The sequence below is a fragment of the Flavivirga eckloniae genome (assembly GCF_002886045.1).
GTDB classification, from domain to species: Bacteria; Bacteroidota; Bacteroidia; order Flavobacteriales; family Flavobacteriaceae; genus Flavivirga; species Flavivirga eckloniae.
In genome coordinates this window covers 4,947,611-4,961,306 of the sequence record NZ_CP025791.1, presented here as the reverse complement: position 1 = coordinate 4,961,306, position 13,696 = coordinate 4,947,611, and the positions used below count along the sequence as shown (strand labels likewise).

Sequence of the window (13,696 nt, the reverse complement as noted above, 5' to 3'; positions counted from 1 at the left end):
TTTTAAACACCAGACTCAAGACTTGTAGCACTTTTATCGTCTGAACGAAGGTCTGAAAAATCGACCTTCTGGTTATCGTTATTACCGATATCTACCTTTAATATCATTTCATCATTTACTTTATTTAACTTGACATAAGAGGGATGATGCGATTCTTTGTACGGATTGTTACTTGCCTTGTTATAACAGCATATCATGGACCATCTGGAGTTTTCAGATTTGTTTTGATCTGAAGCATGTAGGAGGTTTGAATGAAAGAACAATGCGTCTCCGGGTTCCATCTCGCAGTAAACTTTTTCTCTAACTTTAAGTACCTCGTTAACCCTTTCCATGTCTGCTCCTGCCTGATCGCCACTCAACACATGGTTTACACGTCCCATTTTATGAGAACCACGTATTACCTGAAGACAACCATTTTCTTTCGTTGCTTTATCTACGGCAATCATAACGCTACAGAGATCGGGGAAAAGAAGCCCATTTTGGTACCAATAACCATAATCTTGATGCCATGCCCAGGCCCCACCAACCTTTGCATCCTTCAAAACCATTTTTGAGTGGTAATGGTATACTTCACCTTCCAAAAACTCCTCGACCTTATTCACGAGTTTATTACATCTCGCAAACATTCCATAAATACTATCGCCAGGGTGATTCCATAATGATAAACGCACAGCATTTCCCTTACCATCGTCCATTGTAGATGACGCTTTGTCCAGTTGATTATCATTGTGCGCTTTGTTGCTTAGTCTTTGAATTTCTTCTTTTGAGAAAAAATTTCGTATCACTACAAACCCATGTTCGTCGAAATATTCTTTTTCTTTACTAATAACCTTCATATTGTAGAAATGATTAAAATTTAAGAATATCATTGATATATTGATATTCTTCTGTGTTCCAAATTTAGAATTTACGAAACGGAAACACTTCTTCTAATCTGCTTATTAGTGGTTACAAATTGTTCAAATAAAGGAAATTCTTAATGTAAGAAAGGTCACCTAGGCTTTATGTTTACTTATAAGGCTAGTTTTGGAAGTTATTCTGAGTTTTACAAAACGTTTAACAGGTATTTGGAATTCGGAGCATACTTTAATAAAATAAAAGACTAGAAGAAACACTTTTTAAGTATTTCCCAAAAATTCTTTAAACCACTTACCTGAATACTTAACAATACGTTCCTGTGTTGTAAAATCGGTATATACTAAGCCAAATCTTGGGCGATAGCCTTCTGCCCACTCAAAATTATCTGTAAATGTCCAAATAAAATAACCGCCAACATTATAGCCATCCTCTTTGGCTTTATGTACCTGTTTAATATACGATTGTAAATATTGCAGCCTTTCCAAATCGTTAACTTTTCCGTCCATTACCAAATCGGTAAAGGCTGCTCCATTTTCTGTAATAAGAATCTTTTTAACACCTTCGTACTTACTAAATTGTGCAATCATATTATAAATACTTGGTGGATAAACCTCCCAATCCATAAGTGTATTTTTAACGTCACGCTGAGACGCTTTTACAATTTTAGCTTGTATATATGGTACAAAATAACTGTGTTTTACAACCTCTCGGGTATAATTCTGTACGCCGATAAAATCAAAATCGAAAATAGCTTTTGTTTCATCTCCGGGTTTCTGATAGTTCTCTAAACGTTTAAGTACAGGAACAGCATCTACAGGATACCCTAGGCCCAATGCAGGCTCAATAAAAAGGCGGTTGAGTAGTGCGTCTGCCTTTTTTGCTGCTTCTATATCTTTAGGCGTGTTTTTATATGGTGTAATTTGCGAACAAGAAAACGTAGTACCAATGGAAGCATTAGGTACTATATTTCGTAATACTCTCCCGCCTACTGCCTGACATAATACGGCATGATGCACCGCTGGTAAAAAGTTTTTTAACCCCGTACTGCCTGGGGCATGTACGCCTAGAAAGTAGCCAGCTCCTGTAAATACCATAGGCTCATTTAATACCATCCAGTGCTTAACCCGATCTCCGAATTCCTTAGCGCAAACAGTTGCGTATTCTTCAAACCAATTAATAATATCCCTGTTAACCCATCCTCCTTTTTGTTGTAAAGCCAGAGGTAAATCCCAATGATACAATGTTACCCATGGCGTAACACCACATTCTAAACAAAAATCTATAACCCGATTGTAAAATGCGATACCTTCCCGACTTACTGTACCACATCCGTTAGGTAGTATTCTAGACCATGCCAATGAAAGCCTAAAATGCTTTATATTCATAGTCTTCATGAGTAAGATGTCGGTTTCGAAATTATTGTAAAAATCGCAGGTCTTTTGAGCGTGTTGGCCTTGAAAAACAGTGCCTTTTTTGGTCGTGAATTCATCCCATATTGAAGGGCCTTTATCATGAACATTATATGCGCCTTCTATTTGATAGGCAGCTGTGGAAACACCCCACACGAAATCATTTTCAAAATCCTGGGAGTTTAAATTAAAATCTTTATTCATTCTTACATTCTAAACAAGAGATTCTTCAATCAATTGATCAATTATACGTTCTGTTATATCTGGATAATCCACTTCAACAAAGTCATCGGTTTCAATCCAATTCATTAATTTTTCGAAATGCTTTTTTTTAAGCGATTTTATAATCGGAACACCCAATTCCTTTAGAGAAGCTGCATTACATTGTTGCTCGTATTGCCCTTTCATAGGAATAGCCATAAGTTTCTTTTTCATGTAAAGTACTTCTGCTGGTGTTTCAAAACCTGCTCCGCAAAGCACCCCTTTACTATTTGCCATACTTTGCACAAAGGCTTCATTGGTTATAGGTTGTATTTTTATGTTTTTATCTACAATCACTTTTTTATTGTGTTTAGAAAAAATATCCCATTTAACGTTTTTAGCCATAGAAAGCATTTTTAATATTTTATCATCGCTATAAGATGGTAAATACACTGTATAGTGGTCTAATTTTTTGCATGATGCATTTCTAATATCCTGCCTTATAACCGGTGTGAAAATATTATCCTGATAAGCTTTAAAATGAAATCCATATTGCCTGGTGGTTGGGGCATAACTTTTAAGAATAAACTTCCCTAAAGGATCTTGCTTTTTTGGCTTTGGAGCATTTGGGGATAATACCGCAGCCTGATGGCTTAAACTCACACAGGGTTTGTTTTTAAGTTTGCACGCCCAAGCCGAAACAGGCTCAAAATCATTAATTATAACATCATACTTTTCAATGGGAAGGCTACTTATTTCCTTTTGAAGGCGTCTTGTATTGGCCTTTACGTAGGTTCTCCACATATCAACCCCACCTTTTTTACCAAAAATAAAACTAAGCCCTTTAAACTGATAGCTTATGGGGTAAGGGATATCAACATCGGCTTGTGTACCACTTAATAGAATATCTATTTCTATATTCTTTTTTTGAAGTATCGGAATAATATCCCTAGCTCTACTTAAGTGGCCGTTGCCTGTACCTTGAATGGCGTAAAGTACTTTCATTTTTGAGGTCTTATTAATTTGACTTGAAACAGGTTTTTATTTTTTAATCGATTGAAATTCCTTGATTAAATTCTGAAAAAGCTCCTTATTTTCCAGGACTTGCGATTCCTCCTCTTCCTGCTCTGCATCTTTTTTAGATTCTTTTTGAATGGTTTCATCGGCTTCGTAACTATAAAGACGCCATGTTTTATCGTTATATTCTAGGGCTGTTAAGTTTTCAATCCAATCTCCCGAGTTTAAATACATAACCGAACCATGGGAATTTTCGATAGTTCTTATTTCTGGTTGGTGTATATGACCGCAGATTACATAGTCGTAATTATTTTCTATAGCAATATCGGCAGCCGTTTGCTCAAAATTATTAATAAACTTTACGGCAGATTTTACACTATTTTTAATTTTTTTAGACATGGATATGGGGCCTTTTCCCATTTTTAATGCAAAGAAATTTATGGCACTGTTTAATAGTATTAAAGAGTCGTAACCCACAGCGCCCAACTTAGCAATCCATTTGGAGTGCTGCATGGTTACGTCAAATACGTCTCCGTGAAATATCCAGGCTTTTTTACCATCAATATCCAACATGACTTTATTAACTATACTAAAGGCACTCAATTCGAAGCCAACAAATTTCCTAAGCATTTCATCATGATTTCCTGTAACGTAGTACACTTCTACGCCTTTGGAAATCCAGGTCATAAATTGCTTAACCACTTTCATATGGGATTTTGGCCAATAGCGCTTGCTAAATTGCCAGATATCTATAATATCGCCATTTAATATAACCGTATTAGGATTGATCGACTTTAGATATTTTAATAACTCTTTTGCTCGACATCCGTAGGTTCCCAAATGAATATCGGAAAGTACCACGACATCAATAGGTCTTTTTTTCATATGTATGTGACGCTATTTTTATTTTTAAACGTTTTAAATTTGAGGGAGGCGTAGTTACTGCTAAAGCGAATAATTAAAAAATTTACTATCGAGGCAGATAGATAAATCAATGCTATTTTCATATATCAAAATTGATAATGCAAATATTACAAATGCAAAAACGTTTTGGTGTAATGGCAGTTTTAAACTTAGATTAAATGATTGTTAACGGGTGACATTATGTTCGATTAGAAACTGTATTTTAGAGAAATTTAGGTTCGGAAGAAAAAATTGCTAGTAATATCTTAACAAACACATCTATATAGATTTATAGTAAGTGATACTAATTAATTTAAATTATTTAACTTCATTTTAAAGTACTAATTGTTAAACTTATAAAGTGTTTTGTATTTAAACACACCCTCCTTGATCCTCCTTCGAGGGCAATGTCATTTAGTTAATAAACTACAAATCAATACATTAAAGAAAAAGAGGTTATTTTTACTAATTTTTTTTGCCCCTATTTCACTTAAGTTATTTTTTCGTCTCATCCATTAATGCAAATAAGTTGCAATAAATTTAATGCGATTTAGTTGCGTTAATAAGTTTTTTTATAACTTTGCAAAAAATAAATGGTATTCTAGATTTATTAAGTCAAGCCATAAAACTACTAGAATAATAAATATATTTAGTGAAGAACAGTCATCTTAAAAATAGCCTTGCTTATTTCTTCCTTGTCTTTTTTATATCATTAAAAATGGCAGGGTTGCATGGGCTTTCCCATTCAGATGACAAAGAGCACGCAGACCCCTGTGTTATCTGCGACCATATTATAACAAATAATTTAATTCCCACAATTACATCAGACTCACCATATACTCCAATTGAGAGCGTAGAGCTTGTAGTAAGCAGGGACTTAATTACATCTTACTCTTTTCTTGGAGAAACTATTCTTTCAAAAGCCCAGCTATTTTCCAGACCTCCTCCTTCTTTAATATAAGTCCTCCTATACATTTTATATCCTTTATATAAGATTTTTCACTTAAGAATTGGTGTTTTTAATAACACCTAACGCTTATTTAATTGTCTTGAATTTAGTCAGACTTAATCTTTAGGCTAAATGCTACAATACAATTTGCGATGCTCTTTTTATAAATGTATGGGGTTTACTATAGTTCCATTTTTCTGGAACGCATATTCAATTTAAACAGTAATTACAAACGATGGTATACAAAATACTGGGTATCTGGCTATATTTTAGCCTTTGCTCAATAGCCCATGCTCAAGATTCCTTTAAAATAAAAGGGATCGTGATAAATGCCAATAGCTTAAAACCAATTGAAGGTGCCAACATCGTTGGCGAAAATCTAAATACTATTTCTAATGCTAATGGAGAATTTCATGTTGAAAATCTTTCCAAAGGTGCTTATACCCTTAAAGTTACTCATTTAGGCTATATCCCTGAAATGTTTACCATTCAAGCAGATTCAAAAAAAACAGAGGTTATAATAGCTATGAAAATAGCTGCCACGATTCTTAAAGAGGTAGAAATTCGCGGTAAAACAAAAAAAAGAGAAATAAGCGAGCTTCCAACGGTTTCGTATACCATCTCTGAAGAATTCTTGAAGAAAAACAGGGAAAACAGCTTGATGCAAACCTTAGAAAAAGTTCCAGGGGTAAGTACTATAAATATTGGTTCTGGGCAATCTAAACCTGTTATAAGAGGACTGGGATTTAATAGGGTCGTTGTGGTTCAGAACGGTATCAAACATGAAGCACAACAATGGGGTAACGACCATGGGTTGGAGATTGATCAATATGGTATAGAAAATATCCAGGTTATAAAAGGTCCGGCATCCTTACTTTACGGTTCTGATGCCATTGCTGGTGTTGTGGACATACAACCATCTAAAGTTCCTCTTCAAAATTCTTTTACCGGTGAAGTAAATCTTTTGGGAGAAAGCAACAACAATTTATTAGGGGTATCCTCGGGCATTCAAGCAAGAACAGAAAAGTGGTTTTACCGCAGTCGATTAACATTTCGGGATTATGGAGATTACAAGGTACCTGCAGATAAAATACGATATGAAAATTACATTTTTAAATTGCATGATAACAACTTAAGGAATACAGCGGGAAGGGAAGTAAACGGAAGTATTGGAATAGGATATATTTCAGAAAATGTAAAGTCGGAAACTACATTTAGTAATGTTTTTGCAAAGAACGGTTTTTTTGCAAATGCTCATGGATTGGAGGTTAGAACCTCAAGTATAGACTATGATGGTTCTAACAGAGATATTGATCTCCCATATCATAAAGTCAATCATTTAAAAATAACCAATAATACGTCCATAGCAGGTAATAAACATACGTTTCATTTTGATTTAGGATACCAAAATAATCATAGAGAGGAACATTCTGAACCAGTACCGCATGGTTATATGCCAAAACCATCTGACACTAAGGAACGTGAATTTAATAAAAACACTTATGCGCTTAATTCCAGGGGTGTTTTTAAATCGAACCATAAACAAAAAATTGTGGCAGGTTTAAATCTGGAACTACAAGAGAATACCATAGATGGATGGGGGTTTTTAATTCCAGAATATAATCGACTAACCATTGGTTTATTTGCATATGACCACTTTGAAATTCGTCCCGATTTACACATGCAAGCGGGATTACGCTACGACCACGGATTCATAGAAACCAAATCTTATTATGATTGGTACACATCTCCTATAAAAAACAATGATGGTACAACATCTTATATAAACCAACAAAGGGCACAAAATAAAAACCTAGACTTTGGAAATGTAAGCGCTTCCTTAGGGCTAAGTCATGTAAGACAAAATACAACCTATAAAATAAACGTTGGGAAAAGCTTCAGGATGCCTTTGGCTAATGAGCTCACCTCCGATGGAGTCAATTATCATATGTATCGTTTCGAAAAAGGGAATCTTGATTTAGATGCAGAGGAATCCTATCAATTAGATATCGAAATAAACCATACAGCCAAAAAGTTTAATGTATCGATAAGCCCCTTTGTCAATTTTTTTGAGAACTATATCTATTTGAACCCAACCCCAAATTACCATGAAACTTTACAGATTTATGAGTATACGCAAAGCAAGGTTTTTAGATTTGGTGGAGAAATTACAGTCAGCACAAAACTGTTTGAAAACCTAAAGCTAGATGTTTTGGGCGAGTATGTATATTCAAAACAAACAAATGGTCCTAAAAAAGGGTTTACGCTCCCCTTTTCACCTCCCTTAACGGCACTTTTTTCGGCTAATTACCAATTTAAAAATCTACTCTTTTTAAAAAAACCTCAATTAATAGCAGATTATAGATTGATAGCTTCCCAAAATCAAATTGTGCCTCCAGAAGAAATAACCAAAGGCGCTCAAGTCCTAAATATGTCCCTGCTAACAGAAATGGCCATTTTTAAAAGCAACCCACCTATTGAATTGCGTTTGAAACTCAACAATGTATTCAATTCCAAATACTTTAACCATACTAGTTTCTATAGACTGATAGATGTACCGGAAGCTGGTAGAAACATATCCTTATCATTAACAATACCATTTAATAAATCTTAATAATTAATACAAACATTATGAAATCAATTTTAAAATTTTCAGCAATTATTACTTTTCTAATCATCTCTTTAAGCTCATGTAGTAGCGATGACGACAATCTCAATTTGGAAGGCGATATTAACCCCGAAAGGTTTGAAAACATGGAAATAGGAAGTTCCAGTTTTCAAGTGCCTCAATTTAGCCCAGACCTGCATGTAGACTTTGACTATACCGGAAAAACCAAGGTTAAAAAAATATATTTTGATATCAATCCAATAAATGCAAGCGAGCCAAATGCTGGAGAAATGGAATGGAACGTGTCTAAACACTTGGTTCCAGAAAAGTATTACAAAGACCAATTGAATCCAAATATACATTATCATATGGCTTTCGATCCTGCAAACGAAAACAAGGATTTTATAAACAAAATACGTCCTGCTGAAGGCACTTATAACCTAAAAATAACTGTTATAGAAGAAGACAACTCTGAAAGCTTAATAACAAAGGAATTTGAAGTAGTTAAAAAGTTCTTAGAGATTGAAATTGGTCATGATTACCATACCGATTTTGGAAGTGATAAACTGCACACCGATTTTATGTATGATGCAGGAAACAATACGGTTAGCGAAGTAAAGTATGTGCTATGGTTTAAAGAATGGAGAGATGGGGAAAACAAACCTATTGGTAAATGGGACAGTGTGGAAACCATAGTTCCAAACAGTCTTTATCAAAATCAAAAAAAACCAGAAGTTCATTATGACCTACCAATAAACCCAGACTACCCTAAAGGAACATACTGGTTAAATATTTATGTTAAGGAATCTGGAGAAGATGAAGCAGTAAAACTATCTGTACCATTCGATATTGAGTAGCGAAATACTAATAAAATAAATCATAATGGCATCTAGAAAGTGTCATTCAAAGCACTGTCAAAAAATCTCAATGTTATGTTAAACAAATGTTTGATTTTAAAGAGATTCCCTGCCTGCCGGCAGGCAGATTCACTACCTGCCCGTCCGGCAGGCGGGTGTTGTGAATGATACTTTCTAGACCTTTAAACTTTAAAAAAATGAAACTAAAAACAACATATTATCTGCTTCTACTTGTAATGCTTCCAACCGTATCTTGCTCAAGCGGTGACAGTATTGATAAAGACGAACAAAAACCAACCATAACAATTAACTATGCAGAAGGGTTTCCTCAAGCCTGTGCAGAACTAACAAAAGGGCAAACCTATATTTTTCGTGCAAAAGTAGCAGATAATAAAGCCCTCGCATCTTATAGCCTAGATATTCACAATAATTTTGACCATCATACTCATGACGACCAAGGTATAGATTGCAATTTAGAGTCTACAAAACAAGCCATTAACCCTTTAATTTTTATGGAAAATTTTTCTATAGAAAATAACCCAACTTCATACGAAATCAAAATAACTTTGGCTATCCCCGACGATGTAGACCCTGGAGATTATCATTGTCAATACTCGGTAACAGATCAGACAGGTTGGCATTCAAGAACATCTGTGGATATAAAAATTGTGGAATAAATAAAACGAGATAACACGATTTTTTAATCTTTTAAAAGGTAAATCTTTTGCTAGCTTATGAATAGTTTATAAAAAAAAGGTTCAAGAAATTGAAACTTTTTTTTTAATATCTATGCCACCACCCAGTGATGGCTCAAACGTTGCTATAAATAATTTTAATCTGTAGTTCTTTCAGAAAGCAAAGAAGTAACTTCCGCTCTAGTTGGTCTTTACAAATCCTGTACAGCCAGCTTAGCATTACAAATGCTATATAAATATTGGTCACGCGTTTTCGTTTCTCTCAAACACGTTTTCTCTCATTTTTACCCCCCACTTGCTTCTACTTGTCAAAAACTTTTTTTTTGGTGTTAAAGTCTAAAAAACACGTTTTTTGACAAACAACATTAAGCCCCCTCATTCTTTCTTTGTAAAAAAAATATGATACCCAAACTAAAAAGTGCAGTTGCTTTTTCTAATACACTGCTATTAATAAAATATAGAATCATAAACAGGGTAAGTAACCTATCATAAAACAATAATAAAGTTATAAGACATGAAACAAAAAACAATAATTTTTATTAGCCTATTTATTACAAATATGGTTTTATCTCAAAATATAGAGAAAGGGACTTATTATAGAACGAATAAATCTAGTACAGCAGAAGTTGTTTTTAACGACTCAAGAATTTTAAAAATGAAATTTTATGAATCTGGAGGAAAAATAAACGAAAGAGAGTTGAAAGCTGTGGCTGGAACTAAAAACATGTATATATATTCTGGAGATTCTTTTTATTATTTTGTAATAAAAAAGGACAATTATTTAGAACGGTTTTCATTTTCAGGAATTCCTATGCGAGGTAATTGTTCGCCTGCCAATGCTTATGAAATCCTATCAAAAGATCAAAGTTTAATAGCTAGTAAAGCATCAGAAGCAAAAACTAAGGATACTGCATTAGAGAAAAAAAGAGAAGATATATTTTTCTATAATTTAATTACCGAAAACAATCATACGCCTTCAACTATAAATTTTAAGTTTAATCAAAAATACAAGATTAGAAAATATAACACCGGGAATCACGGTAATAGCATAACTGCTGGTGCGAATTTTTTAGGAGGCTCAAAAAAATCTATCGGAATTTTGTCAAAAAGCCCAGATAATAAAACGATTGTTATTAAAGGAGCGCCCGTTAACGAATTAGGATTTGAGGAGGTAAAAAACGGTAATGAAATGACAATGGTAAGAAGTTATGTAGACCCCAATGTTTATGTCGCAGATTTTAATAATTCTCCTATTAGTTATTTTGTTTTAAACGAAGAAGGTAATCACTTTTGGTATTATCCTAACAGTAATAGTGCTGAATATTGGATTTTTGGTGATAAGAAAATATCTAATGATGAATCGGTTGCTTTTTACGATTTTATTGCAGACGATTTCCATCCAAAGCTTCAAAAGAAGATAGATTTGTACGAACAGGCAATGATTAGTAAATCAAAAATTCCTGAAGCTGGAATGAATGATGCCGCTCTTAAAAACCAAGCACTACAAACATTACAAAAAACAGCTAAGCTTAAAAAGTGGAATGAAAAAATTACTGATGTCGTAATAACGTCGTATACATGGACAATAAATAGATCCCTTGTTGGTGTTATTACCGGAAGAACTATAGAAGTTGCTGCAGTTGCAAAGTGGCCTGACGGGAGTTGCACATTTCAATTATTTAATCTTAAACAAGGATATGATGGTTCTAATTATACAAGTTTCTCAGAATATTTTGCGAAATCCCAATTCGATATAGATTGTCCATAAATATTTTCCCTAATCTCTCCTCCAAAGTAATTAGCAAATACTATCTATTTTTTAGATGGTTTCTTTTATAAAAAAACACGCAAGAAAATAGTGTATTAAACAAACAGCAATAAAAATCATTATAACCCCACTAATCTTAAAAAAAATGAAAAAAATGACACAAAAATTATGCGTGCTATGTTTTACACTTATAGCAAGTTGCTATACCCTAAGCGCACAATTTATTACTACTTGGAAAACAACAACAGCTAACGAGAGAATTACCATACCTACAGCTCCAGATGAAACATATAATTATACCATAAACTGGGGGATGGTCATACCTCCACCAACCAAAAAGGTAATGCCAAGCATAGTTATGCTAAAGCGGGGACATATACAGTATCTATTACAGGTGATTTCCCTAGAATTTATTTTTTAAATAGTCGTGACAATCTAAAAATACAAAGTATAGAACAATGGGGAAACCAAATATGGGCCTCTATGAGAGAGGCTTTTTCTCAATGTTCTAATTTAAAAGGACATGCGACAGACACCCCAAATTTATCTAAGGTGACTAATATGGAGGGTATGTTCCGCAATGCTGAAAATTTTAATCAAGATCTTGGTGCTTGGAACGTGTCTAATGTGACTAATATGAGTTACATGTTTGATGGTGCTAGTAGTTTTAATCAAGATCTTAGTGCTTGGGATGTCTCAAAGGTGACTGATATGTCTTGGATGTTTAGTCGTGCTAAAAGTTTTAATCAACCTCTAAATTGGGAGGAAAAGGTAGCTAAGGTGACTAATATGAGTTACATGTTTTCTCAAGCTACAAATTTTGATCAAAATATTAGTGCTTGGAATGTTTCTAAAGTAACTGATATGACACTTATGTTTGCTGATGCTGAAAGTTTTAATCAAGATATTAGTACTTGGAACGTGTCTAACGTGACTTTTATGGGAGGGATGTTTAGTCGTGCTACAAGTTTTAATCAAAATATTAGCGCTTGGAACGTTTCTAACGTAACTAATACTGATGGTATGTTTCTTGAAGCTACAAGTTTTAATCAAGATATTAGTACTTGGAACGTGTCTAATGTAATTTCTATGCAAAGTATGTTTCTTCGTGCTGAAAGTTTTAATCAAGATATTAGTGCTTGGAACGTATCTAACGTTATTTATATGGATTTTATCTTTCAGGGTGTTACACTTTCTACAAAGAACTATGATGCTTTACTAAAAGAATGGAGCTCACTTGCATTACAAAACGGCGTAAAATTTCATGGAGGTAACAGCTCCTTTTGTAAGGCAAGTGATGACAGAGCAAAAATTATAGCAGATTTTAATTGGACAATTATAGATAATGGCGAAAATTGTCATCTTAACGACGATTTTAATAGCGCTATTCTTGTTGATGAATTTCCATATACAAACACTCAAAATGCTCAATTTGCTACTGGTGACTTTTTAGCATGCGGCAACTCTCCTAATCTGTTAACTGATGGTTTATGGTATGCTTTTAAAGGTACAAATAGCGATATAAAGGTAACCGTTAGCGCTAATTGGGCAATGCAAACTGGCATTTATACACTAGATGCCAATAATAAGTTACAGTGCGAAACCACTATGGATAATAAAACAAATCCTAAAGCTATTTTAAACATTGCCCAATCTGATCCTAACAAAACCTATTACTTAAATATTGGTAATGATAGTCATAGTTCTGTACCTGATGTTTTTAATGTGTTGATAGAATCTAAAGATCACCCCTTTAATGATGATTTTAATACTGCTATACTTGTCGATGATTTTCCATATACAAACGCTCAAAATGCTCAATTTGCTACTGGTGACTTTTTTGCATGTGGCGATTCTCCTAACCTATTAACTGATGGCTTATGGTATGCTTTTAAAGGTACAAGTAATAACATAAAAGTAACCGTTAGCGCTAATTGGGCAATGCAAGCAGGCATTTTTACACTAGATGCTAATAATGAGTTACAGTGTGAAACTACTATGGATAATAAAACAAACCCTAAAGCTATTTTAAACATTGCCCAATCTGATCCTAATAAAACCTATTACTTAAACATTGGTAATGACAGTCACAGTTCCGTACCCGATGTTTTTAATGTGCTTATAGAATCTAGTATAGGGCCTGGTATAGGGCCTAGTATACAATCTAGAAATCTTTTTAGTTCCCCTAATATTAACAGCAATGAAATATCTGTTTACCCCAACCCTACTAATAACAAACTTTTTGTGACTTCTAAACAACCCATAGACCATATAACTATTTACTCTATTCATGGAGCTTTAATTGGTGAGGTTAATAACGATGTTATAGATGTGTCGTTGCTTGCTAATGGAATGTATTTATTAAAAATAAAGACGAATACGGGTACCACTACAAAACGGTTTATTAAGAAATAATAAATTGTTTTGGTCT

10 protein-coding genes are annotated in these 13,696 nt (G+C 33.9%); 6 read left to right on the top strand and 4 right to left on the bottom strand.

Annotation, left to right across the window (positions count from 1 at the left end):
* Positions 1–2: 2 nt before the first annotated feature.
* The 4 genes from C1H87_RS20435 to C1H87_RS20420 form a co-directional block, all read right to left on the bottom strand.
* Entirely contained in the window at positions 3–836 is an 834-nt protein-coding gene (locus C1H87_RS20435) for a phytanoyl-CoA dioxygenase family protein (protein ID WP_102758351.1), read from the bottom strand.
* 282 nt (positions 837–1,118) lie between these two features.
* Positions 1,119–2,471, bottom strand: a complete 1,353-nt coding sequence (locus C1H87_RS20430) for a GH1 family beta-glucosidase (RefSeq protein ID WP_102757591.1) — start codon at positions 2,469–2,471, stop codon at positions 1,119–1,121.
* 9 nt (positions 2,472–2,480) lie between these two features.
* Positions 2,481–3,473, bottom strand: coding sequence for a glycosyltransferase family protein (locus C1H87_RS20425; RefSeq protein WP_102757590.1), 993 nt, complete (start codon positions 3,471–3,473; stop codon positions 2,481–2,483).
* Between the two features lie 36 nt (positions 3,474–3,509).
* Positions 3,510–4,370 carry a UDP-2,3-diacylglucosamine diphosphatase gene (locus C1H87_RS20420; RefSeq protein ID WP_102757589.1) on the bottom strand — a complete coding sequence of 287 codons (861 nt, stop codon included), beginning with the start codon at positions 4,368–4,370 and terminating at the stop codon, positions 3,510–3,512.
* 1,202 nt (positions 4,371–5,572) lie between these two features.
* On the opposite strand from C1H87_RS20420, the gene C1H87_RS20410 reads away from it, so the two are divergent.
* The 6 genes from C1H87_RS20410 to C1H87_RS20385 all read left to right on the top strand — a co-directional run bounded on the left by C1H87_RS20410 (position 5,573) and on the right by C1H87_RS20385 (position 13,680).
* Positions 5,573–7,951, top strand: coding sequence for a TonB-dependent receptor (locus tag C1H87_RS20410; RefSeq protein WP_102757587.1), 2,379 nt, complete (start codon positions 5,573–5,575; stop codon positions 7,949–7,951).
* Positions 7,952–7,968: 17 nt separating this feature from the next.
* Positions 7,969–8,802, top strand: coding sequence for a hypothetical protein (locus tag C1H87_RS20405; protein ID WP_102757586.1), 834 nt, complete (start codon positions 7,969–7,971; stop codon positions 8,800–8,802).
* Between the two features lie 197 nt (positions 8,803–8,999).
* A complete protein-coding gene (locus C1H87_RS20400) occupies positions 9,000–9,479 on the top strand; it encodes a DUF4625 domain-containing protein (protein WP_233783228.1) in 480 nt (159 codons plus the stop codon).
* 532 nt (positions 9,480–10,011) lie between these two features.
* Positions 10,012–11,265, top strand: coding sequence for a hypothetical protein (locus tag C1H87_RS20395; RefSeq protein ID WP_102757584.1), 1,254 nt, complete (start codon positions 10,012–10,014; stop codon positions 11,263–11,265).
* A gap of 154 nt (positions 11,266–11,419) precedes the next feature.
* Positions 11,420–11,686 carry a hypothetical protein gene (locus C1H87_RS20390; RefSeq protein ID WP_158655306.1) on the top strand — a complete coding sequence of 89 codons (267 nt, stop codon included), beginning with the start codon at positions 11,420–11,422 and terminating at the stop codon, positions 11,684–11,686.
* A gap of 62 nt (positions 11,687–11,748) precedes the next feature.
* Positions 11,749–13,680 carry a BspA family leucine-rich repeat surface protein gene (locus tag C1H87_RS20385; protein WP_102757582.1) on the top strand — a complete coding sequence of 644 codons (1,932 nt, stop codon included), beginning with the start codon at positions 11,749–11,751 and terminating at the stop codon, positions 13,678–13,680.
* The last annotated feature ends 16 nt before the right edge of the window (positions 13,681–13,696 follow it).

Coding starts and splice junctions, on each gene's coding strand:
- C1H87_RS20435 (WP_102758351.1), bottom strand. CDS start 836: ATGAAGGTTATTAGTAAAGAAAAAGAATATTTCGACGAACATGGGTTT.
- C1H87_RS20400 (WP_233783228.1), top strand. CDS start 9,000: ATGAAACTAAAAACAACATATTATCTGCTTCTACTTGTAATGCTTCCA.
- C1H87_RS20395 (WP_102757584.1), top strand. CDS start 10,012: ATGAAACAAAAAACAATAATTTTTATTAGCCTATTTATTACAAATATG.
- C1H87_RS20405 (WP_102757586.1), top strand. CDS start 7,969: ATGAAATCAATTTTAAAATTTTCAGCAATTATTACTTTTCTAATCATC.
- C1H87_RS20385 (WP_102757582.1), top strand. CDS start 11,749: ATGAGAGAGGCTTTTTCTCAATGTTCTAATTTAAAAGGACATGCGACA.
- C1H87_RS20410 (WP_102757587.1), top strand. CDS start 5,573: ATGGTATACAAAATACTGGGTATCTGGCTATATTTTAGCCTTTGCTCA.
- C1H87_RS20420 (WP_102757589.1), bottom strand. CDS start 4,370: ATGAAAAAAAGACCTATTGATGTCGTGGTACTTTCCGATATTCATTTG.
- C1H87_RS20425 (WP_102757590.1), bottom strand. CDS start 3,473: ATGAAAGTACTTTACGCCATTCAAGGTACAGGCAACGGCCACTTAAGT.
- C1H87_RS20430 (WP_102757591.1), bottom strand. CDS start 2,471: ATGAATAAAGATTTTAATTTAAACTCCCAGGATTTTGAAAATGATTTC.
- C1H87_RS20390 (WP_158655306.1), top strand. CDS start 11,420: ATGACACAAAAATTATGCGTGCTATGTTTTACACTTATAGCAAGTTGC.